Raw genomic sequence first — 21,208 nt, 5'->3', positions numbered from 1 at the left:
CTCGGGCGGATCGTGTGCTTTCGCCGCCGGCTCGCGTCCGCACGCGCGGGCGCCGCGCGGGAGCCTGGAACAATGGGACCGTGGCATCCGTGAACCCGCCGCGCGGCATGCGCGACTTCCTCCCCGCTGACAAGGCCCGTCGCGAGCGCGTGCTCGCCGTCATCCGCGAGCGCTACCGCGCGCACGGCTTCGACGAGATCGAGACGCCGGTCATGGAGGAGTACTCCCGCCTGCACGCGGGTATGGGCGGCGACAACGAGAAGCTCTCGTTCAGCATCCTGAAGCGGGGGATGGATGCCGAGGCGATCCGCGCCGCGGCCGAGGATCCGGCCGCGCTGGCCGACCTCGGGCTGCGCTACGACCTGACGGTGCCCCTCGCCCGGTTCTACGCGACCAACCGCGCGCAGCTGCCGACGGTGTTCCGCGCGATCCAGATGGCGCCCGTGTGGCGTGCCGAGCGGCCCCAGAAGGGGCGCTACCGCCAGTTCGTGCAGTGCGACATCGACATCATCGGCGACGCCTCGTCGCGCGCGGAGGCCGAGCTCATGACCGCGAGCCTCGATGTGCTCGACGCGCTCGGGCTCGAGGGCGGCGTGATCCGCGTGAACGACCGTCGGGTCCTGGACGCGATGCTGGACGTGTTCGGGTTCGCTGCCGACGAGCGCCCGGGCGTGCTCATCACGATCGACAAGCTCGACAAGATCGGTCCCTCGGGCGTCGTCGCCGAGCTGAGGGAACGCGGAGCCGCCGCCGCGGCCGTCGACGCCATAGAGGCCTACCTCGGTCGGCCCGTTGGGACTCCGGCCTTCGACGACGCGGGCATCCGATCGGCGCTGCCCGACGGCATCCCGGACGACATCGTCGGTCACCTCGTCGCCCTCGGCGACACCGTCGCCGCCGCGCGCGGCGTCGAGGCTCCGCTGCGCTTCGACCCGTTCCTGGTGCGTGGCATGGGGTACTACACCGGCACGATCTTCGAGCTCGCCCACCCGAGCGTCGACTACTCCCTCGGCGGCGGAGGCCGTTACGACGGCATGATCGGGCGCTTCCTCGGGCAGGACGTCCCGGCAGTCGGCTTCTCGATCGGCTTCGAGCGGATCGTGGATCTGCTCCAGGATGCCGCGGACTCGGGCGAGCGATCCCTCGTCCTCGTCCACGACCGCGACGTTCCGCTGTCGACCCTGCTGCGACTCAAGGCCGCACTGGTGGCCGAGGGCGCCCGGGTGCGTCTGGAGCAGCGGCCGAAGAACCTCAAGGCGCTGCTCGAACGCTCGAGTGCCGACGGCTACACGACGTTCGCGGCCGTGCGGGCCGACACCACGGTCGAGTCGCTGGAGATCAAGCCCCTCGACTGACCCGCGCGTCGCGCGTCACGCGACCGCGCTGATGAGCGCCTGGTCGGGGTGCTCGGCGGCGAGACGCTCCAGACGCGCCGCGGTCGCGGCATCCCGCGGGGCGAACCACACCACGCGCGAGCCCAGGCTCTCGTCGACCCACAGGCTCGACATCTCGAGGTGCAGCTCTCCGACGCGGGCGTTCACGAGATGCTTGACCGCGTTGCGCTCGCCGCCGACGTCCCCCCGGCTCCACAGCTCGGCGAAGCGGGGCGAGGTCTGTTCGAGCTCGGTGAGGAAGCGCTGCCACGTCGGCTCGTCGTGGTGGCGGCCGTAGGCGGACCGGAGGCGCGCCGCCATGCGCCGCTGTGCGTGGTCGAGGTCGACGTGCGCGCGCTGCCACGTGTCGTCGGTGAACAGCAGCACCGCGCAGTTGCGCCGTTCGACGGGCATCTCGTCGAGGTCGTCGAAGAGGTAGCGGTACGCGCGGTTGTAGGCGCGGATCTCGAAGCGCGACGTCTGCAGCGCCGCGGGGTAGGGCAGCAGCTTCTCGAGCAGATCCAGGTGCGGGGTGTCGACGCACGCCCGCGCCGCGCGCTCGGGGCGGGGCAGGTCGGCGAGCGCGAAGAGGTGGTCGCGCTCGTCGTCGGTGAGACGGAGGGCGCGGGAGATGGCGGAGACGACCTGGGCGGATGCCGCGATCGGGCGCCCCTGCTCGAGCCACGTGTACCAGGTCAGCCCCACGCCGGCGAGCTGCGCCACCTCTTCGCGTCGGAGTCCGGCGACGCGGCGGCGCGTGCCGTCGGGCAGGCCGACGTCGGACGGCTGCAATCGCGCGCGGCGGCTGCGCAGGAAGGCAGCGAATTCCGCGCGGGCGTCGTCGGATCGGGTCATGGCGTCTCCTTCCGTCGTGAGCATAGGCGCGGTCGCCGGGGGGAGACGGCCGGAGAGAGGTGCCGCCAGTACCAGGATGAGCAGGCTCCTGGTACCAGGATGCAGGACCCCTCATGCTGGCATCATGACGACCTCCGCTCGACCCGGCACCGGCGCGATACCCGTGCCGGGAGACACCGCACCCGCGGTCCCGACCTGGCGCTACATCGGGTTCCTCCTCGGACCCGGGGTCGGCACGTTCGCGTTCAACGCGGTCACCGTCATCCTGCCGACGCTGCGCGAACGGTTCGGGGCGGACGACGTCTCGCTCGAGCTCGTCATCGCCGGGTACGGCATCCCGTTCGCGGTGTTCCTGATCCTCGGTGGTCGCTTGGGCGACCGCTTCGGCCGGCACCGCCTCTACACGGTCGGCATGGGGCTGTTCCTCGTCTCGGCGGTCGCGTGCGCGCTGGCGCCGTCGGTGCAGACCCTCGTGGCCGCGCGCGTCGTCCAGGGGCTGGGGGCGGCACTGTGCACCCCGCAGGTGCTCGCGACCATTCAGGCGACCTCGCGCGGCGCGGCCCGCACGCGGGCGATCGCCGCGTTCGGCGCGAGCGGCGGGATCGGATCGGCGGTCGGGCAGGTCGCGGGCGGTGCGCTCGCCGCGACGAGCTTCGGCATCGTCGACGGCTGGCGGGCGGTCTTCGTCGTCGTGGCGCTGGTCGCCGCCGCCGCCATCGCCCTCGCCCCGCTCGCCCCGCGGAGCCGATCGCACGAGCACGTCGCGATCGACCTGGTGGGCACGGCCGCGCTCGGTGTCGGCATCCTCGCCGCCTCCGTCGCCCTCACCTTCGGGCCGGCGTGGAACTGGTCGTGGCCCGTGCTCGGGGCCCTGGTCGTCTCCGCCGTCGCGCTGGTGGCGATGTGGCGGCACCAGGATGCCGTGGAGCGGAGCGGGCGTGTACCGCTCCTGCCGCCGAGCGTGCTGCGCCTGCGCCCGTTGCAGCTCGGCCTGCTGTCGGCGGCGCTGTTCTTCGCCGGCTACTCGGCTCTGCTGTACGTGTTCCCGCGGGCCGTGGAGCACGGCGGGATGACGTCCCTCCAGGCGGGTTTGGCGCTCCTGCCCTTCGCGGTGGTGTTCGCGGTGGTGTCGCTCACCGTCGCCCGGGTGCAGGCGCGGCTCGGCGACGCGACGCTGGCGTGGGGCGTCGGGGTGCAGCTGGTCGCCCTGCTCGCGATGACCGGAACCGTCGTGCTGGCCTGGGGGCCGGACATCGGTCTGTGGCTGCAGCCCGCACTGGTGCTCCTCGGCGCCGGGCAGGCGCTGATCTTCTCGCCGCTCACGCAGCTCGTCGTGCGCGAGGTCCCCGTCCGGGCCGCCGGCCTCTCGGGCGGCATGTTCAGCACCGCCCAGCAGCTGGCGTTGTCGTTCGGGGTGATCGTGATCGGCGGGGTGGTGTCGTTCACGGGTGTCGTCGGCCGTGACGAGCTGCTGGCGGGGCTCGCCCTCGACGTCCTGCTCGCGGCGGCGGTGCTCGTCCTCGCCCTGGTGCTGCGGGCCCGCGGGCGTCGGCACCTCGCCGACTGAGTCGGGGTCTTCGCGTCACCCGCCGTTCACCGCGGCGAGGTGGGATGTCGGCATGCGCAGGCGTCGGCCGATCACCGTCACCGTGGCATCGTCGGTCGCGGTGCTCGGTACCGCCGCGGTGGGAGTGCGGACCCTGATCGCCCGCCAGGCGGCGATCGCCCGTCGCCGTATCGGCAAGCCGCTCGGGGAGCAGGCGCTGGATGCCGACCGGGTGTGGCGGCGCAAGAAGCACGCGGGCGCGCCGGTGGAGCTGCTCCTCCTCGGCGATTCCATCGCGGCGGGCCTCGGAGCCGGTCACCGCCGCGACACCCTGGGCGCGCGGCTCGCGAAAGGGATCGCACGCGTCGAGGGGCGTCCGGTGCGGCTGCGGACGGCCGCCGTCGTCGGCTCGGAGACCTCGGCGCTCGCGCGGCAGCTGGCGGCCGTCCCCGAGCCGTACCGCGCCGACGTCGCGGTGATCGTGGTGGGCGGCAACGACGTCACGCACCGGATCCCCGCGTCCCGCGCCGCGGGGCAGCTCGAACAGGTCGTGCGCGACCTCCGGGATCGCGGCATCCCCGTGGTGGTCGGGACCTGCCCCGACCTGGGAACGCTCCGCGCGATCCCCCAGCCCCTGCGTGCGCTCGCCGCACGGTCGTCGCGGCAGCTCGCCGCGGCACAGGCCGCCGCGGTGCACCGTGCGGGCGGACGCGTCGTCGCCCTCGCGCGTGCGGTCGGACCGGTGTTCGCCGAGCGCCCCGACGAGATGTTCAGCGTCGACCGCTTCCACCCGAGCGCGCTCGGATACCGCCGCACCGCCGACGCCCTGCTGCCGGCGGTCCTCGCCGCGCTGGAGAAGCGCCGCGTCCCGGCAAACGCATAGCCGCCGGGCCTACCGTGCTGCCACGCCTCCTCTGCATGTCCTCTTCGCCACTTGGCACGCCGCACCCGTCCCGCTCGGCGTGCTGCTCGTGGCATCCATCGCCTCCATCGTCGGGGTGGTCCGCGTGCGGCGCCGCGGAGAAGCATGGCCGGTGCTGCGCACGATCGGCTTCTTCGGGCTCGGGCTCGCACCGTACGCGGTGATCGAACTGGGCTTCCTCGGGACGTACTCGTCGGAGCTGCGCTGGGCCTTCTCGACCCGCATCGCGCTGCTGATCTTCGCGGTCCCCGCGGGTGTCGCGGCGGGTCGCCCGCTCGAGCTGTACTCCCGCGCGACCGGCGATCGCGGCCGCGCGCGTCTCGAGCGACTGCTCGCGACCCGGATCGTGCGCATCACCGGCAACGCGATGGTCGCCACCGTCGTCATCGCCGCCGTGTTCTGCCTGTTCCTCACGCCCGTGGCCGGCATCCTGCGCGTGAACCCGGTCATCGAGGCGTCGCTCGGCGTCGTCGTGCCGCTGGTGGGCCTGGCGATGGTGCTGCCGATGATGGCGCTCGGCGCCGTCCACACGGGGACCTTCATCGCGATCGAGTTCCTGCTCGCGTTCGTCGAGCTCCTCATCGATTCCGTCCCGGGCCTGCTCCTGCGCCTCAACGACACGGTGCTCGACCTGATCCCGGATGCCGCGCGGGCGGTGTCGTGGTGGCCCTCGACGCTGCACGACCAGCACCTCGCCGGCGACCTCATCTGGTTCATCGCCGAGTTCGCCGACGTCCCGATCCTCGTGATCCTCATGATCCGGTGGATGCGGACCGACCGGGCCGAGGCGAAGACCGTCGACGACCTCACCGACGAGGAGTACGACGAGATGACCCGCGCCCACCTCCACCGACCCCGTTGACCCGCGGACCGGGCCTCGTCAGGCTGGGGGAGTGCCCACACACGACGACGTCGACGCGTTCCTCACCGACACCCTGATCGGGCGCGATCCCGCCCTGGATGCCGCGCTCGCCGCGCAGCAGGAGGCGGGGCTCCCCGCGATCGAGGTGTCCCCGGTCAGCGCGAAACTCCTGCACCTGCTCGTGCGGATCAGCGGGGCGCGGCGCGTCCTGGAGATCGGCACGCTCGGCGGGTACTCGACGATCTGGCTCGCCCGCGCCCTGCCCGAGGGCGGTCGGGTCGTGACGATCGAGGCGGAGGAGCGGAACGCCCGCCTCGCCCACGACAACCTGTCGCGTGCCGGGGTGGCCGACCGGGTCGAGATCCGGGTCGGCCGGGGTCTCGACGTGCTCCCGACCCTCGTCGGCGAGGAGCCGTTCGACCTCGTCTTCATCGACGCCGACAAGGAATCGAACCCCGGGTACCTCGACTGGGCGGCGCGCCTCGGGCGCCCCGGGACCGTGGTCGTGCTCGACAACGTCGTCCGCGCCGGCGCCGTCGCCGATCCGCCCCCCGGCGACACGAAGGTCGCGGGCGCGAGGGCGGGCGTCGTGATGCTGGGGGAGGACCCCCGTTTCGACGCGACCGCCCTGCAGACGCTCGATTGCAAGGGGTGGGACGGGCTCGCCCTGGCCCTCCTGACCGACGCCGTGGCATCCGGGCCCGATCCTCGCCCCACACGCTCCGACCGCGATCACTAGACTCGACCTCGGACCGACGACGCTCCGCTCTCTTCCACCCAGAACCAACGAGGAGTCCTTCGTGGCACTTATCGAGGCTGTCAACGCGCGCGAGATCCTGGATTCGCGCGGTAACCCGACCGTCGAGGTGGAGGTGCTCCTCGACGACGGCATCGTCCAGCGCGCGGCCGTCCCCTCCGGCGCGTCCACCGGCGCGTTCGAGGCCTACGAGCTTCGCGACGGCGACAAGAGCCGCTACAGCGGCAAGGGCGTCCTGAAGGCCGTCGCCGCGGTCGTCGACGAGCTCGGCCCCGCGATCGAGGGCGTCGAGGCCAGCGAGCAGCGCATCATCGACGAGATCCTCATCGAGACCGACGGCACCGAGAACAAGTCGCGCACCGGCGCGAACGCGATCCTCGGCGTCTCGCTCGCCGTCGCCAAGGCCGCCGCCGACAGCGCCGACCTGCCCCTGTTCCGCTACCTGGGCGGCCCGAACGCGCACCTGCTTCCCGTGCCGCTGTTCAACGTGATCAACGGTGGCGAGCACGCCGACAACGGCATCGACTTCCAGGAGTTCTTCCTCGCGCCCATTGGCGCCGAGACCTACGGCGAGTCGCTCCGGTGGGGCACCGAGGTCTACCACGTCCTCAAGGGCGAGCTGAAGTCCGCGGGCTACAACACCGGTCTCGGCGACGAGGGCGGCTTCGCCCCCGACCTGCCCAGCAACCGCGAGGGCCTCGACTTCCTCATCCGCGCGATCGAGAAGGCCGGATTCACCCCCGGCCAGGACATCGCCGTCGGCCTCGACGTCGCCGCCACCGAGTTCTACAAGGACGGCGTCTACACCGTCGAGGGCAAGGAGTGGAGCGTCGACACCCTGGTCGACTACTTCGCCGACCTCGTCGCGAACTTCCCGATCGTCACCATCGAGGACGCCCTCGCCGAGGACGACTGGGACGGCTGGAAGAAGCTCACCGACGCCATCGGCTCGAAGGTCCAGCTCGTCGGCGACGACCTGTTCGTCACCAACCCCAAGCGCCTGAAGCAGGGCATCGACCTCGGTGTCGCCAACTCGCTCCTGGTGAAGGTCAACCAGATCGGCACGCTGTCCGAGACCCTGGATGCCATCGCCCTCGCGACCCGTTCGGGCTACACCTCGATGCTGTCGCACCGTTCGGGTGAGACCGAGGACACCACGATCGCCGACCTCGCCGTCGCCGTGAACGCCGGCCAGATCAAGACCGGTGCCCCGGCCCGCAGCGAGCGCGTCGCCAAGTACAACCAGCTGCTGCGCATCGAGGAGGACCTCGGCGACGCCGCCGTCTTCGCCGGCCGCTCGGCGTTCCCCCGCTTCAAGGGCTGAACGCACCCGCGCCAGAAGGGGGGAGTCGATCGGCTCCCCCCTTCGTCGTTCGCGGTGCCCGGCCGAGGGGATGCCGTGAGCCCGGCGCGTCATCCGAGCGACGGTGTCCCGCGACGTAGAGTCGGATACCGGCCGTCGCGGGCAGCGCCGCGGGTGCGAGGAAGGAGACGTCGTGGATCGACCGACGCTCCCGTCCCCCCGCGGACGGAACGAGGCGCCGGCACCTGCCGTGTCGAAGCGCCGGCGTACGCGTGCCGCGCGGGAGTCGACCCCGCGTCCCGCCGTTCCGACCCGGACCCGTCCGGCCGCGCGCCGCGTCGACGTCCGCGAGTGGCTCGGCGGCCTGCGCATCTCGGGGTTCGTCGTCATCATGCTGGGTCTCGTGGTGCTCGGCACCTTCGTGCTCGTCCCGACGGTGGGCACGTACATGGACCAGCGCCAGCAGATCCAGGCCCTGCGCAGCGCCGTCGCGCTCAGCGAGAGCGAGGTCGCCGACCTGCAGTCGCAGCGCGAGCGATGGTCGGATCCCGCGTACATCACCACTCAGGCGCGCGAACGGCTGTACTACACGATGCCCGGCGAGGTCGTGTACCTCATCGACGACGACCTGCCCGCATCGGCGGCCCCCCAGGAGCAGCAGGACGTCGTGCAGGAGGTCAACCAGACCCGGACCGACTGGATGTCGCAGCTCGTGCGGTCGGTGACCTCGGCCGGCGCCGCGCAGGTCGCGGTTCCGAGCATCGGCGTTCCCGACCCCGCCGCGTCGACACCGGCTCCCTGAGCGAGGACCGCCCGATCGGTGCCGCGGACACCGCCGGGTACCCTGGATGCGATGAGCACCCCGCCCCTGCCCCCCGCATCCGACGCCGACCTCGACGTGCTGCAGTCGCAGCTCGGTCGTGTCCCGCGCGGAGTCGTCGGCATCGCGGCGCGGTGCGTCTGCGGCAACCCGACCGTCGTCGCCACGTCTCCGCGGCTCGACGACGGCAGCCCCTTCCCGACGTTCTACTACCTCACGCACCCCGCGGCCACGGCGGCGATGTCGGTGCTCGAGGCGGGTCACGTGATGAAGGAGTTCTCCGACGAGCTCGCCGCCGACGACGATCTCCGCGCCGCCTACGGGGCGGCGCACGAGGCGTACCTCCGCGACCGCGCGGTGTACGGCGAGCCCGAGGAGATCGCGGGGATCTCGGCCGGGGGGATGCCCACGCGCGTGAAGTGCCTCCATGCCCTGGCGGGGCACGCCCTGGCGGCGGGTCCCGGCGTGAACCCCATCGGCGACCTGGCCCTGTCCCGCGGCACCTGGTCGCCGGAGCGCTGCGAGTGCGAGACTCCCGGGGCGGGCGGATGAGACGCGTCGTCGCGGCCGTGGCATCCGTCGTCGTGGGCGTCGTGGTGCTGACGGGCGCGGCGACCACCCCGACTCCCCAGGATTCCGTCGACCCCGTCCGCGCGTCGGAGTACTGGCTCGATCAGTACGGCATCACGGAGGCGTGGAAGACCACCCGCGGCGCGGGGCAGAAGATCGCGATCATCGACACCGGTATCGCCCGCGGCCCGGTCGAATTCTCCGGTGCCGTCGTCGGCGGCACCGACGTCTCGGGAGTCGGTGCCGCCGACGGGCGCACCCCGGTCGGCGCGGTCGATTCCAACCACGGCAGTTGGGTGGCCTCGCTCGCCGCGTCGCGGGGCACGGGCGACGGTAAGGGCATGATCGGCGTCGCCCCGGATGCCGAGCTCCTCTCGATATCGGTCGGCTTCGGCTCCGTGACCTCCAAGTCGTTCACCGAACAGATCGTCGACGCGATGCACTGGGCCGTCGACCAGGGGGCGACGGTCATCAACATGTCGCTGACCACGAACACCCTGGACTGGGACCCGAGCTGGGATGAGGCGTTCCAGTACGCGTTCGATCACGACGTGGTCGTGGTCGTGGCCGCCGGCAACCGGGGGAGCGGCACCTCGCGCGTCGGTGCGCCCGCGACCATCCCCGGGGTCCTCGCCGTCGGCGGCGTCGACCCGTCGGGCACGGCCAGCAACGACGCCTCCACCCAGGGCATCACCATCGGTCTCTCCGCGCCGAGCGAGCGTCTGCTCGGGGTGTCCGCCGACGGCTCGCTGGTGCAGTGGAACGGGACGAGCGGCGCTGCGCCCATCGTCTCCGGCATTGCGGCGCTGGTCCGCGCCGCACATCCGGACCTGGATGCCGACAACGTGCTGAATCGGCTGATCCGCACCGCCAAGTCCGCCCCCGGCGCGGGGTCGGGTCAGGACCCGCTCTACGGATACGGACTCGTCGACGCCGCGGCCGCCGTGTCGTCGGTCTCGGTGCCGTCGGTGTCGTCGAATCCGCTCGGTGACCTGGCCGAGTGGGTGCGGCTCTACCGACGGGCGAACGCCCCCGCGCCCACCGGTGCAGCGACGTCCGCACCGGTGGAGATCCCGGCGCTCCCGCCGGTGGAGTCCGCGCCCCGCGCGTCGTCGCCGCTGCTGCCGACCCGCGACAGCCTGCTCTACGGGACGCTGCCGCTCGCGGGCGCGACCCTCGCCGCTATAATGATCACGCTCGGCGTCAGTGCTGCTGCCCGGCGTATCCGTAAGGCGCGCATTTCTCGCGAGCCGAGCCGCACCACAAACCAGGAGTCTCTTCCATCGTGACCAGCACCGTGCCCAAGATCCTCATCGTCGGCGGAGGCTACGCGGGTTTCTACACTGCGTGGAAGCTCGAGAAGCTCCTCGGCCGCAACGAGGCCGAGGTCACTCTCGTCGACCCGCTGCCGTACATGACGTACCAGCCCTTCCTCCCCGAGGTCGCGGCCGGTGAGATCGAGGCCCGCCATGTCGTCGTCGGTCTCCGTCGCCACCTGAAGCGCACGACCGTCATCGCGGGCAAGGTCACCGGCATCTCGCACGCCACCAAGACCGCCACGATCACGCCGATCGCGGGCGACGACACCTGGACGCGGGAGTACGACCAGATCGTCGTCACCGCCGGCGCCGTCTCGCGCACGTTCCCGATCCCGGGCATCGCCGAGAACGCGATCGGTCTGAAGACGATCGAAGAGGCCGTCGCGATCCGCGACCGTCTCACCTCGAACTTCGACAAGGCGTCGGTGCTTCCCGCCGGTCCCGAGCGCGACCGTCTGCTGACCGTCGTGGTCGTCGGCGGTGGCTTCGCCGGCATCGAGGTGTTCGCCGAGCTGCGCGCGTACGCGTCGTCGCTGCTCAAGCAGTACCCGACGCTGACCTTCGACGACACGCACTTCCACCTCATCGAGGCGATGGGCCGCATCATGCCCGAGGTGTCGCAGAAGACGAGCGAGTGGGTGCTGGCCGACCTGGCGAAGAAGGGTGCGTTCGTGCACCTCGACACGCAGGTCAAGGGCGCCGTCGACGGCGTCGTCGAGCTCTCCACCGGTGAGCAGCTGCCCACCGACCTCATCATCTGGACCGCCGGCGTCATGGCCAACCCGACCGTCGTGCGCGGCAGCGACCTGCCGGTCGAGGAGCGCGGTCGCATCCGCACCCGTCCCGACCTGCGCGTGGGCACCGACGAGGAGTTCGTCGAGGGTGCCTGGGCCGCCGGAGACGTGTCGGCCGTCCCCGACCTCTCGGGTGGCGGCGTGGGCGGCTTCTGCGTCCCGAACGCGCAGCACGCGGTGCGTCAGGGCAAGCTCATGGCGAAGAACATCGTCGCGGTCCTCCGCGGCGAGGAGCCCAAGCAGTACTTCCACAAGAACCTCGGCGCGGTCGCCGGGCTCGGTCTGTACAACGGTGCGTTCCAGTCCGGGAAGATCGCGCTCACGGGTCTCCTCGCGTGGTTCGCCCACCGTGGCTACCACGGCCTGGCCATGCCGACGTGGGAGCGCAAGTTCCGCGTCGTCGGCGACTGGGTGCAGAACTTCTTCCACGGCCGCGAGACGGTGTCGCTGGAGGCCGTGCAGAACCCGCGCGCCACGTTCGAGGAGTTCGCCGCCCGCCCGCGTCCGGCGCAGCCCGCGGCCGAGCCGGCCCCGGCCGACAAGAAGCCCGAGGCCGTCGCCGCCAAGTGATCGCGCTCGAGACCCCCGCACGTCGCGTGCGGGGGTCTCGTCGTTTCCGGATGCCGTCACCCTCCGCGCTACGGTGGAGCGTGGCATCCGCCCCCGTAGCCCAATGGCAGAGGCAGGCGACTTAAAATCGCTCCAGGTGTGGGTTCGAGTCCCACCGGGGGTACGTGTCGGGGCGCCGCGCGCGCATCGCTCATCGCGTTGCATGCGTATCGACTGGGAGTCGTTCCCAGGCCCCTGGTGCGCGCCGCCGCCGCCGTTAGGATTGTGCGGCAGTCGTCGAACGGAGAACCGGAACATGTGGGAGTGGCTCGTCCCCGTCATCGTGATCGTCGCAATCCTGGCGATCGCGGGGATCTATCTGTGGGCGACGTACAACGCCCTGGTCTCCCTCAACGTCCGGGTCGACGAGGCGTGGAGCGACATCACCGTCCAGCTCAAGCGTCGCGCCGATCTCCTCCCCAACCTCATCGAGACGGTGAAGGGGTACGCGGCCCACGAGAAGGCCGTGTTCGAGAACGTGACGCGCGCCCGCGCCGAGACGATCTCGGCGCAGAGCCCCGCGGAGGCGGGCGTCGCCGAGGGCCACATGCAGCAGGCGCTGCGGTCGCTGTTCGCCGTCGCCGAGGCGTATCCGCAGCTTCAGGCGAGCCAGAACTTCCTGCAGCTGCAGCAGTCGATCGTCGACACCGAGGACAAGATCCAGGCATCGCGCCGGTTCTACAACGGCGGTGTGCGCGAGCTCAACACCAAGATCAAGGTGTTCCCCAACAACCTCTTCGCCCGCCAGTTGGGCTTCCAGGCGCGGGAGTTCTTCGAGGTCGTCGACGGCGCCGCGATCTCCGAGCCGCCGCGCGTCCAGTTCTGACGGCACCGACTCCGCCGCCCCCTCAGCCCGTCACGGGTGAGGGGGCGGCGTCGTTCCGGGAGTGCTCGTGCCGTTCGGCGCGCAGGGCTCCGGCGAGGGCGTCGGCGGCGTCGCCCCACCGGGATACGGTCACGCGCTCGAGCCCCTGCCATTCCGCGGCGGTCCGCAGTTCGGCGGCAAGCCGCTCGGCGGCATCCGCGGGGGCGCCGTGCTCCCACCACGCCGACTGCACCCGCAGCGCGGAGGCGCCCCGGTCGGCCTTGAGATCAACGCGTCCGACCACATCGTCGCCGACGACCACGGGCAGCGAGTAGTAGCCGAAGCGCCGCTTCTCGGCCGGGGTGTAGATCTCGATGCGGTAGTCGAAGTCGAACAGCCGCTCGGCGCGGTCGCGGAACCACACGACGGGGTCGAACGGGGTCAGGACCGCCGTCGCATCGACGCGGCGGGGGCGGGCGGCATCCCGGTGCAGCCAGGCCTTGGCGGGCCGACCGGCGACCTGCCACCCCTCGACGACGACGGGCTCGAGCTCGCCGGCGTCGACGAGGTCGCGCACGGCGCCGAGAACGGCGGGGCGGTCGCGGATGCGCCAGTAGTCCGCGAGGTCGGCGGCGGTCGCGACGCCGTACGCGGCGGCGGCGCGTCGGACGAGCTCGTGGATGGCCTCGGCCCGGGGGACGGGGGAGTCGAGGGCCTCGGGCGGCAGCACGTCGGAGGCCAGCGCGTATCGTCGCTCGAACCCGCGACGGCCCGCGATCGCGACGTCACCCATGAGCCACAATCGCTCGAGGCCGTTCTTGACGTCGTCCCATCCCCACCACGATCCGCGCGACCCCGCGCGTGCATCGTGTTCGATGTCGGCGGGGCGGAGCGGTCCCCGCGCCGCGAGCTCGTCGCGCAGCCAGCCCAGCAGTGCGGCGTTGGCCTCCGCCCAGTCGTCGTTGCCGTACTTCTCGCGCGCCGCGTCGCGGCGGAACTGCAGCAGCGGCCAGTCGGCGACCTCGACGAGGGATGCCACATGCGCCCAGGACTCCACCCACCGCGGGCGGCGCGCGAACGCCAGGCGATCGAGCAGAGCCGTGTCGTAGGCCCCGAGGCGGGCGAACAGCGGCATGTAGTGGCTGCGGGAGAAGACGTTGACGGAGTCGATCTGCAGGATCCGCATGCGCCGGAGCGTCGAGGTGATCTGGCGGGTACCGACCACCGCGGGACGCGGGCGTCCGAGGCCCTGGGCGGCGAGCGCGATGCGGCGTGCCTCGGCGCGGCGAAGGGTCGTCGTCATACATTCCAGCGTAGGCATGGCCGCCGACATTCCGGGCGTTCCCGGAGCGAGGGCGGCGGTAGGCTGACGGGATGACCGGAACCGATCCCGAGGACCGCGGATCGTTCTTCGACGCCCTGCGTCGGCGCACCGTCTCGAGCGACCTCTCGCCGGCGGTCCCCGCGGCGCTGCGCCAGGCCACCGCTTACTCGTGGCGACTGCTGGTCATCGCGGCCGCCATCGGCGTGGTGGTGTGGCTGGTCATCCAGCTGAAGCTCCTGGTCATCCCGTTGCTGGTCGCGATCCTCATCACCGCGCTCGTGTGGCCCGCGTTCTCGTTCCTCCTGCGGCACCGGTGGCCGCGCTGGCTCGCCATCGTCGTCACGGTGCTCGGGACGATCGCCGTGATCTCGGGGCTGCTGTGGCTCGCGGTCTGGCAGATCACGCGAGAATTCGGCTCGGTGCGCGACCGCACGGTGGAAGCGATCGGCCAGTTCCGCCAGTACCTCATCGACGGGCCCCTGCACCTGTCGGCGCAGCAGATCGACGACGGGCTCCGCCAGGCGGGGACGTTCCTGCAGCAGCAGGCCGAGGTGCTGTGGACGGGGGCGCTGGCGATCGGGACGACGATCGGCCACGTCGGCACGGGGCTGCTGCTGACGCTGTTCATCCTGCTCTGCCTTCTGGCCGACGGCGGCGGCATCTGGCGCTGGACGACGCGGCTGTTCCCGCGCGTCGCGCGCCCCGCGGTCGACGGCGCCGGGCGCGCCGGGTGGCGCACCGTCATCACCTACGCCCGCACGCAGCTGCTCGTGGCCACGATCGACGCGATCGGCATCGGCCTGGGCGCGTTCCTGCTCGGTGTGCCGCTCGCGATCCCGATCGGCGTCCTGGTGTTCCTGGGCGCGTTCATCCCGTTCGTCGGCGCCGTGGTGACCGGGGCCCTCGCGGTCTTCATCGCGCTGGTCTACAACGGGCCGCTGATCGCGCTATTCATGCTCATCGTCGTGCTGGGCGTTCAGCAGATCGAGAGTCACGTGCTGCAGCCGATCCTCATGGGATCCGCCGTGAAGGTTCACCCGCTGGCGGTGGTCCTCGTCGTCGCCGGCGGGGCGATGATCGGCGGCATCCCCGGTGCGCTGTTCGCGGTGCCGCTCGCCGCGTTCGTCAACGTCGTCTCGGTGTACCTCAGCAGCCATGCGTGGCGGGACGGCGGTTCCGCCGTCGACTCCGCCGACCTCATCTGGCAGACCGTGCCCCGCGAACGCGGAAGGAGATCATGAACGACACGCCCACCCTGGCCGAGTTCGAGGATGCCGCGCAGACCCTGCGCGGCATCATCACGCGGACCCCGCTCGACGAGTCGCTGCACCTGACCGAGCTGCTCGGCGTGCCCGTGCACCTCAAGCTCGAGAATCTGCAGAGGACCGGATCGTTCAAGATCCGCGGAGCGACGTACCGCCTGTCGCGCCTCACCGCCGAGGAACGGGCTCGCGGCGTCGTCGCGGCATCCGCGGGCAACCACGCGCAGGGCGTCGCCCTCGCGGCGCAGCAGCTCGGCATCACGGCCACGATCTTCATGCCGCTCGGCGTGCCGGTGCCCAAGCTCCTCGCGACCCGCGGGTACGGCGCCGAGGTGATCCTGGAGGGGGCGACCGTCGAGACGCCTCTCCGCCTCGCGGCCGAGTTCGCCGAACGCACGGGCGCGGTGCTGATCCATCCGTTCGATCACCGCGACATCGTCGTGGGTCAGGGGACGCTCGGCCTGGAGCTCGTCGAAGACCTGCCGGATCTGGACACCGTCATCGTCGGGATCGGCGGCGGCGGTCTCGCCGCCGGCGTGGCCGCCGCGGTCAAGGCGCGGGCGGCCGCCGAGGGGCGCCGCGTGCGGATCATTGGCGTCCAGGCGGAGAACTCCGCCGCCTATCCCACCTCCCTCGCGGCGGGGTATCCGATCCAGGTGCCGACGACCCCGACGATCGCCGACGGAATCGCCGTCGCGCGTCCGGGTGATCTGCCGTTCGAGCTCATCCGGCAGTTCGTCGACGAGGTCGTCACCGTCACCGAGGACGACATCGCGCGGGCGCTGCTCGTCCTGCTCGAGCGCGCGAAGCAGGTCGTCGAACCCGCGGGCGCGGTCGGGGTGGCCGCGATCCTCGCCGGGAAGATCCAGGCGACGGGGACCACCGTGACGATCCTCTCCGGCGGGAACATCGACCCCCTGCTCCTCCAGAGGGTCGTGGCCCACGGGCTGTCGGCATCCGGTCGCTACATGTCGCTGCGCATCCCGCTCCCGGACCGCCCCGGGCAGCTCGCCCGCGTGTCGGAGCTGCTCGCCCAGGTCGGCGCCAACGTCATCGAGGTGCTGCACACGCGGCACGGACAGGGCCTGCAGATCAGCGAGGTCATCCTGCAGCTGAGCGTGGAGACACGGGGGGCGGAACACCGGGCGCTCGTCATCCGCACGCTGGAGGAAGCCGGCTTCTTCGCCACCGTCGTCCCGGACTGACGCCCCCGCCCCGGCGACACCGGGCGAGACGCGAAGAGCCGCTCACCCCGAACGGGGGAGCGGCTCTTCGCGCGTAGCGGTCACTGACCCGAGTAGGTCTCGACCTTCACGATCTCGACCGAGATCTGCTTGCCGTTGGGCGTGGTGTACGAGCCGCTGTCGCCCTCCTTGAGGCCGAGGATCGCGGCGCCCAGCGGCGACGCCTCGCTGTACACGTCGAGTTCGGAGTCGGCGGCGATCTCACGGTTGCCGAGGAGGAACTTCTCCTCGCCCCCGGCGATGATCGCGGTGACGACCGTGCCGGACTCGACGACGCCCGTGCTCTCGGGCGCCTCGCCGACCTTGGCGTTCTTCAGCAGCGCCTGGAGGGTGCGGATGCGTGCCTCCTGCTTGCCCTGCTCGTCCTTGGCGGCGTGGTAGCCGCCGTTCTCCTTCAGGTCGCCCTCTTCCCGGGCGATCTCGATGCGCTTGGCGATCTCTTCGCGGCCCGTGGTCGAGAGGTGCTCGAGCTCGTTGGCGAGACGGTCGTAGGCATCCTGGGTGAGGAACGTCACCTGAGCGTCAGTGGACACGGTGGTCTCCTTCGTCGATCGGGCCGGAGTCGGGCAGGGCGAAACCGCCGACCGCCGGGGGATATGTCGAACGCCCCGGCTTCGGGCCGGGGCGCGTCTTGGTGATCGAGACTACGGCACCCAGCAGGAGTTGACAAAACCCGTCGTCGCCAGCGCGAGAGTCGGGATCTCCTCCGAGAAGGCTCGGGTGTGATCCTCGGATGCCGGGTACTCCACGACCCGCCACCCGACGGTTCCGTGCTCTTCGTCCTGCGCCTCGATCGCGCAGGCGACCGGCTGCCCCACGGGTGCCGTGATCTGGAACGAGATGGTGACGCGCTCGGCATCCGTCACCGCGAATCCGGTGTCGGTGGAGGTCACGGACGCCAGGTTGTTCGCCACGGTCGTCCATCCGAGCGCGACGGTGAGAGTCACCGCGACCACGCCCACGACGCTCCACAGCACGATCCGCCGACGCGGCGACCGGGTGCGGCCGTAGCGGTCGTCGAGCTGGGCTTGCGTCGTCATGGTCTCCCCGGGCTTTAGGCTGGACTTCCAGGCTACGCGCTCCCGCCCGGACCGAAGGACTCCATGCTCACCGCGCTCGCGGCCCTCGCGGCCACGCCCACCCCCGCCACGACCCCCGACGAGTCGATCGTGACCCCGGGACCGCTCGGCTTCGCGGCGGTCGCCTTCATCGGCGTCGCGGTCTTCCTCCTCGTGTGGGACATGCTGCGCCGCATCCGGCGCGGGCGCTATCGCGAAGAGGTCAACGCGGAACTGGATGCCGAGGAGCAGGCCCGCGCGGCCGAAGCCGCCAGCGAGACCGACGACGAAGACATCGACCGCGACGCTCCCCGCAGCTGATCCGCGCCGCGGGGGAGCGGCATCCGTCGCTATCCGCCGTGGAAGGCGGGGTGCATCGCGATCAGCAGGCACGCCGTCCAGTGGCAGAGGAACGCCAGGACCGTGCACACGTGGAAGATCTCGTGGAAGCCGAAGTGGCCGGGCCACGGGTTGGGGCGCTTGAGCGCGTACACGATGGCCCCCGCCGTGTAGAGCAGTCCCCCGATGACGACGAGCACCATCATCGCGACGTTCGCGTTCAACAGGTCGACGATGTACATCACCGCCGCCCAGCCGAGGGCGAGATAGAGCGCCACGTAGAGCCAGCGCGGGGCGTTGATCCAGAACACGCGGAAGAAGATCCCGAGGATCGCCCCGCCCCAGACGATCGACAGCAGCAGGATCGTCTGCGGGGTGTCCAGCGCCAGGACGGCCAACGGCGTGTACGTCCCCGCGATGAGCAGCAGGATGTTGGCGTGGTCGATGCGCTTGAGCACCGCCCTCGTCTTCGGCTTCCAGTTGAACCGGTGGTACAGCGCCGAGTTGCCGAACAGCAGCATCGACGTCGCCATGAAGACCGCGGAGGCCCATTTCGCCGGAGCACCCTGCGCGAGGCTGATCAGGACGATGCCGGCGGCGATGGCCACGGGGAACGTGCCGGCGTGGATCCAGCCGCGCCAGGTGGGCTTCAGATCGGCCTGCGCACCGACGGCCCCCGCCTCGAGGAGGGGGAGCTGCGGCATCTCCGGTCCGTCACCGGTGGGGGAAGGCGTCACGCGTCGAGCCTACGTCGGCCCGCATACCCGCGCGGGCACATGGTCGGGCCACGGCGGCTCGCCGCGGAGACGGGCGAACCGTGCCGCGCGGAGGTCGACGCGGTAGCGTAGCCGGGTGGCGCGCGTGTGGAGGAACGAGGGGCGGGGTCCCCTCTACCGGCTGTACATCCAGCGCCTGCGCCGGCAGATGCCCGCGACCGTGCCGCATCACGTGGCGATGATGATCGACGGCAATCGCCGCTGGGCGCGGCAGCTCGGCTTCGACAGCGCCGCACACGGCCACCGCGCCGGCGCGGCCAAGATGCACGAGTTCCTCCGGTGGTGCGACGACCTCGGCATCAAGGTCGTCTCGCTGTACCTGTTGTCCAACGACAACCTCCGCAAGCGCGACTCCCGCGAGCTGGAGGACCTCATCGAGATCATCGCCGAGCTCGCCCGCGAACTGTCGCACGAACCCGACTGGCGTGTGCAGCACGTGGGGCGGGCCGACGATCTGCCCCCCGCCCTCGCCGAGGTGCTGCGGGAGGTCACCGACCGGACCCGCTCGCACACCGGTCTGCACGTCAACCTCGCCGTCGGCTACGGCGGCCGCAGCGAGATCGTCGACGCGGTGCGCAGCATCATCGCCAAACACGATCAGCGGGGCGGGTCGCTCGAGGAGCTGGCGGCGAGCCTCACTCCCGAGCAGATCGGCGAGCACCTGTACACCGGCGGCCAGGCCGACCCCGACCTCGTCATCCGCACCTCGGGGGAGCAGCGTCTGAGCGACTTCCTCCTCTGGCAGTCGGCGCACTCGGAGTTCTATTTCGTCGAGGCGCTCGGTCCCGACCTGCGCGAAGTGGACTTCCTTCGCGCGATCCGCGACTTCTCCGCGCGCGACCGCCGATTCGGCCAGTAGCCGCGCGTCAGCGTTAACGCACTCGTCATTTTTCCGGGCGTGTTCGCGACCCCACGTGCCCGCGGAAGGCTTTACGGTGAGGTCATCGGGCACGGAGCCCGGTCGAGTCGGCCTTCGGATCGCGACTCGTGACCCACAGGTCGACTCGTGACAGCCGGGTGAGACACCCGGGTCGGGAGTGGGTTGTGACTGCACGAGCACCGTACGACCAGCGGAACGTCGTCGACAGCAGTGTTTCGGAACCGGATGCCTCAGCCGATCAGGCTCTGCGCACCTACGTTCTGGACACCTCCGTCCTGTTGAGCGACCCGCGGGCGTTCTTCCGCTTCGCCGAGCATTCGGTCGTGATCCCGGTCGTGGTGATCACCGAGCTCGAGGGCAAGCGCCACGACCCCGAGATCGGCTACTTCGCGCGGCAGGCGCTGCGCCACCTCGACGAGTTGCGCATCGAGCACGGCCGCCTCGACTTCCCCGTGCCGGTGGGCACCGACGGCACGCTCCGCGTCGAGCTGAACAACACCGACCCCTCGGTGCTCCCGTCGGGCATGCGCCTGGGCGACAACGACAGTCGCATCCTCGCGGTTGCGATGAACATCGCGCGCGACGGCGCCGAGGTCACGGTGGTCTCGAAGGACCTGCCGATGCGCGTCAAGGCATCGTCGCTGGGCCTCTCCGCCGAGGAGTACCTCGCCGAGCAGGCGATGGACTCGGGCTGGACCGGGATCGCCTCGATCGACGTCTCGGGAGACGACCTCAGCGACCTGTACGAATCGGAGGTCGCCGCCAGCGACGACGTCCGCGGCCTCCCGGTCAACACGGGCCTCATCATCCACTCGGAGCGGGGCTCGGCGTTGGGTCGTGTCACCGGCGACGGCGAGTTCCGGCTCGTCCGCGGCGACCGTGACGCGTTCGGTCTGCACGGACGCTCGGCCGAGCAGCGGATCGCGATCGACCTGCTGCTCGACCCGGAGGTGGGGATCGTTTCGCTCGGAGGCCGCGCCGGGACCGGCAAGTCGGCACTCGCGCTGTGCGCGGCCCTCGAGGCGGTGCTGGAGCGTCAGCAGCAGAAGAAGATCATCGTCTTCCGTCCGCTGTTCGCCGTGGGCGGGCAGGAGCTGGGCTACCTGCCCGGAGACCAGGCCGAGAAGATGGGCCCGTGGGGGCAGGCGGTGTTCGACACGCTGGGCTCGGTGGTGTCGGGGAACGTACTCGAAGAGGTGCTGGCGCGCGGCATGCTCGAGGTTCTGCCCCTCACCCACATCCGCGGTCGCTCGCTGCATGACGCGTTCGTGATCGTCGACGAGGCGCAGTCGCTCGAACGCAACGTCCTGCTGACGGTGCTGAGCCGCATCGGCCAGAACTCGCGCGTCGTGCTCACCCACGACGTCGGGCAGCGCGACAACCTGCGGGTCGGCCGCCACGACGGTGTCGCCTCGGTCATCGAAACGCTCAAGGGCCACGCGCTCTTCGGCCACGTCACGCTGACCCGGTCGGAGCGGTCCGCCATCGCCGCGCTCGTCACCGAGCTGCTGGAGGCCGGAGAGCTCTCCTAGAGATCGCGTACGGAGGGGCCGGGATGCCACGCATCCCGGCCCCTCTGCTGTGGGGCCGGCGAGATGAGAGCTTTCTCATCTGCACCTCCTCGCATTCTCACGGGGAACCGACAGAGTTGTGTCAATGGCGAGGGAGACCTCGTCACCGCCTCGGCGGTTCCCCCCATAAATGAAAAGAGAACGGTTCGCCGTGCAGGTCACCGACGTTTCGGGTACGTCGGAAGACCGCCGTGGACCGCATCCCCATACCCCCGGTTT

The 21,208-nt window shown here is 71.1% G+C and carries 21 protein-coding genes and 1 tRNA gene; 17 read left to right on the top strand and 5 right to left on the bottom strand.

Annotated elements, in window-relative coordinates; genetic code table 11:
- The first annotated feature begins 107 nt into the window (after positions 1-107).
- Entirely contained in the window at positions 108-1,355 is a 1,248-nt protein-coding gene (gene hisS, locus CSIV_RS13310; RefSeq protein WP_202400862.1) for a histidine--tRNA ligase, read from the top strand.
- A 15-nt stretch (positions 1,356-1,370) separates the two neighbouring features.
- Here the strand turns inward: hisS and CSIV_RS13305 are convergent, their stop codons facing one another.
- Positions 1,371-2,228, bottom strand: coding sequence for a helix-turn-helix transcriptional regulator (locus CSIV_RS13305; RefSeq protein WP_077051858.1), 858 nt, complete (start codon positions 2,226-2,228; stop codon positions 1,371-1,373).
- Between the two features lie 124 nt (positions 2,229-2,352).
- On the opposite strand from CSIV_RS13305, the gene CSIV_RS13300 reads away from it, so the two are divergent.
- The 11 genes from CSIV_RS13300 to CSIV_RS13250 all read left to right on the top strand — a co-directional run bounded on the left by CSIV_RS13300 (position 2,353) and on the right by CSIV_RS13250 (position 12,556).
- Positions 2,353-3,795 carry an MFS transporter gene (locus CSIV_RS13300; protein WP_077051857.1) on the top strand — a complete coding sequence of 481 codons (1,443 nt, stop codon included), beginning with the start codon at positions 2,353-2,355 and terminating at the stop codon, positions 3,793-3,795.
- 52 nt (positions 3,796-3,847) lie between these two features.
- Positions 3,848-4,657, top strand: a complete 810-nt coding sequence (locus tag CSIV_RS13295; RefSeq protein ID WP_139340709.1) for an SGNH/GDSL hydrolase family protein — start codon at positions 3,848-3,850, stop codon at positions 4,655-4,657.
- A gap of 88 nt (positions 4,658-4,745) precedes the next feature.
- Positions 4,746-5,558, top strand: coding sequence for a cytochrome c oxidase assembly protein (locus CSIV_RS13290; RefSeq protein WP_238592380.1), 813 nt, complete (start codon positions 4,746-4,748; stop codon positions 5,556-5,558).
- Between the two features lie 31 nt (positions 5,559-5,589).
- On the top strand, positions 5,590-6,297 hold the full coding sequence (locus CSIV_RS13285) for an O-methyltransferase (protein ID WP_077051856.1): 708 nt from the start codon (positions 5,590-5,592) through the stop codon (positions 6,295-6,297).
- Positions 6,298-6,358: 61 nt separating this feature from the next.
- The gene (gene eno / locus CSIV_RS13280; protein ID WP_077051855.1) at positions 6,359-7,639 is read left to right on the top strand and encodes a phosphopyruvate hydratase; all 1,281 of its coding nucleotides are present in this window, start codon (positions 6,359-6,361) and stop codon (positions 7,637-7,639) included.
- 172 nt (positions 7,640-7,811) lie between these two features.
- Positions 7,812-8,420: an FtsB family cell division protein gene (locus tag CSIV_RS13275; RefSeq protein ID WP_238592379.1), complete on the top strand. Its 609-nt coding sequence runs from the start codon at positions 7,812-7,814 to the stop codon at positions 8,418-8,420.
- A gap of 51 nt (positions 8,421-8,471) precedes the next feature.
- Positions 8,472-8,990, top strand: coding sequence for a DUF501 domain-containing protein (locus CSIV_RS13270; RefSeq protein WP_077051854.1), 519 nt, complete (start codon positions 8,472-8,474; stop codon positions 8,988-8,990).
- Positions 8,987-10,297, top strand: coding sequence for a S8 family serine peptidase (locus CSIV_RS13265; protein WP_077051853.1), 1,311 nt, complete (start codon positions 8,987-8,989; stop codon positions 10,295-10,297). Before CSIV_RS13270 ends, CSIV_RS13265 begins: the two co-directional genes overlap by 4 nt.
- Positions 10,298-10,305: 8 nt before the next feature.
- Entirely contained in the window at positions 10,306-11,691 is a 1,386-nt protein-coding gene (locus tag CSIV_RS13260; protein WP_077052660.1) for an NAD(P)/FAD-dependent oxidoreductase, read from the top strand.
- Between the two features lie 89 nt (positions 11,692-11,780).
- Positions 11,781-11,854: transfer RNA gene (locus CSIV_RS13255), tRNA-Leu, on the top strand.
- 132 nt (positions 11,855-11,986) lie between these two features.
- Complete coding sequence (locus CSIV_RS13250) at positions 11,987-12,556, top strand: LemA family protein (protein ID WP_077051852.1); 570 nt, start codon at positions 11,987-11,989, stop codon at positions 12,554-12,556.
- A 22-nt stretch (positions 12,557-12,578) separates the two neighbouring features.
- Here CSIV_RS13250 and CSIV_RS13245 read toward each other — a convergent pair whose 3' ends face one another.
- Positions 12,579-13,838: a winged helix-turn-helix domain-containing protein gene (locus tag CSIV_RS13245; protein WP_077051851.1), complete on the bottom strand. Its 1,260-nt coding sequence runs from the start codon at positions 13,836-13,838 to the stop codon at positions 12,579-12,581.
- Between the two features lie 71 nt (positions 13,839-13,909).
- Between CSIV_RS13245 and CSIV_RS13240 the strand changes: the two genes are divergently transcribed.
- Both CSIV_RS13240 and ilvA read left to right on the top strand, forming a co-directional pair.
- Positions 13,910-15,100: an AI-2E family transporter gene (locus CSIV_RS13240; protein ID WP_077051850.1), complete on the top strand. Its 1,191-nt coding sequence runs from the start codon at positions 13,910-13,912 to the stop codon at positions 15,098-15,100.
- On the top strand, positions 15,097-16,326 hold the full coding sequence (gene ilvA, locus CSIV_RS13235; protein WP_077051849.1) for a threonine ammonia-lyase: 1,230 nt from the start codon (positions 15,097-15,099) through the stop codon (positions 16,324-16,326). Before CSIV_RS13240 ends, ilvA begins: the two co-directional genes overlap by 4 nt.
- An 80-nt stretch (positions 16,327-16,406) precedes the next feature.
- Here ilvA and greA read toward each other — a convergent pair whose 3' ends face one another.
- Together greA and CSIV_RS13225 are read right to left on the bottom strand one after the other, a co-directional pair.
- Entirely contained in the window at positions 16,407-16,898 is a 492-nt protein-coding gene (gene greA / locus CSIV_RS13230) for a transcription elongation factor GreA (protein WP_077051848.1), read from the bottom strand.
- 111 nt (positions 16,899-17,009) lie between these two features.
- A complete protein-coding gene (locus CSIV_RS13225; protein WP_077051847.1) occupies positions 17,010-17,405 on the bottom strand; it encodes a DUF4307 domain-containing protein in 396 nt (131 codons plus the stop codon).
- A gap of 63 nt (positions 17,406-17,468) precedes the next feature.
- Here CSIV_RS13225 and CSIV_RS13220 point away from each other — a divergent pair, with 63 nt between their 5' ends.
- Positions 17,469-17,744, top strand: coding sequence for a hypothetical protein (locus CSIV_RS13220; RefSeq protein ID WP_077051846.1), 276 nt, complete (start codon positions 17,469-17,471; stop codon positions 17,742-17,744).
- A gap of 29 nt (positions 17,745-17,773) precedes the next feature.
- On the opposite strand, the gene trhA is transcribed toward CSIV_RS13220, so the two are convergent.
- The gene (trhA, locus tag CSIV_RS13215) at positions 17,774-18,466 is read right to left on the bottom strand and encodes a PAQR family membrane homeostasis protein TrhA (protein WP_077051845.1); all 693 of its coding nucleotides are present in this window, start codon (positions 18,464-18,466) and stop codon (positions 17,774-17,776) included.
- A 157-nt stretch (positions 18,467-18,623) separates the two neighbouring features.
- On the opposite strand from trhA, the gene CSIV_RS13210 reads away from it, so the two are divergent.
- Together CSIV_RS13210 and CSIV_RS13205 are read left to right on the top strand one after the other, a co-directional pair.
- Entirely contained in the window at positions 18,624-19,397 is a 774-nt protein-coding gene (locus CSIV_RS13210; RefSeq protein WP_077052659.1) for an isoprenyl transferase, read from the top strand.
- A 185-nt stretch (positions 19,398-19,582) separates the two neighbouring features.
- Complete coding sequence (locus CSIV_RS13205; RefSeq protein ID WP_077051844.1) at positions 19,583-20,950, top strand: PhoH family protein; 1,368 nt, start codon at positions 19,583-19,585, stop codon at positions 20,948-20,950.
- The last annotated feature ends 258 nt before the right edge of the window (positions 20,951-21,208 follow it).

Source organism: Microbacterium sp. CSI-V (genome assembly GCF_001984105.1).
Taxonomy (GTDB): Bacteria; Actinomycetota; Actinomycetes; order Actinomycetales; family Microbacteriaceae; genus Microbacterium.
Note: the sequence above shows the minus strand (reverse complement) of the source record. Positions and strands in the feature narration are given on the sequence as shown.

Excerpts from the sequence above, each read along its gene's own strand:
- hisS (WP_202400862.1), top strand. The coding sequence starts at position 108 with ATGCGCGACTTCCTCCCCGCTGACAAGGCCCGTCGCGAGCGCGTGCTC.
- CSIV_RS13270 (WP_077051854.1), top strand. The coding sequence starts at position 8,472 with ATGAGCACCCCGCCCCTGCCCCCCGCATCCGACGCCGACCTCGACGTG.
- CSIV_RS13220 (WP_077051846.1), top strand. The coding sequence starts at position 17,469 with ATGCTCACCGCGCTCGCGGCCCTCGCGGCCACGCCCACCCCCGCCACG.
- CSIV_RS13265 (WP_077051853.1), top strand. The coding sequence starts at position 8,987 with ATGAGACGCGTCGTCGCGGCCGTGGCATCCGTCGTCGTGGGCGTCGTG.
- CSIV_RS13245 (WP_077051851.1), bottom strand. The coding sequence starts at position 13,838 with ATGACGACGACCCTTCGCCGCGCCGAGGCACGCCGCATCGCGCTCGCC.
- trhA (WP_077051845.1), bottom strand. The coding sequence starts at position 18,466 with ATGCCGCAGCTCCCCCTCCTCGAGGCGGGGGCCGTCGGTGCGCAGGCC.
- CSIV_RS13300 (WP_077051857.1), top strand. The coding sequence starts at position 2,353 with ATGACGACCTCCGCTCGACCCGGCACCGGCGCGATACCCGTGCCGGGA.
- CSIV_RS13305 (WP_077051858.1), bottom strand. The coding sequence starts at position 2,228 with ATGACCCGATCCGACGACGCCCGCGCGGAATTCGCTGCCTTCCTGCGC.
- CSIV_RS13225 (WP_077051847.1), bottom strand. The coding sequence starts at position 17,405 with ATGACGACGCAAGCCCAGCTCGACGACCGCTACGGCCGCACCCGGTCG.
- CSIV_RS13250 (WP_077051852.1), top strand. The coding sequence starts at position 11,987 with ATGTGGGAGTGGCTCGTCCCCGTCATCGTGATCGTCGCAATCCTGGCG.
- CSIV_RS13240 (WP_077051850.1), top strand. The coding sequence starts at position 13,910 with ATGACCGGAACCGATCCCGAGGACCGCGGATCGTTCTTCGACGCCCTG.
- CSIV_RS13295 (WP_139340709.1), top strand. The coding sequence starts at position 3,848 with ATGCGCAGGCGTCGGCCGATCACCGTCACCGTGGCATCGTCGGTCGCG.
- ilvA (WP_077051849.1), top strand. The coding sequence starts at position 15,097 with ATGAACGACACGCCCACCCTGGCCGAGTTCGAGGATGCCGCGCAGACC.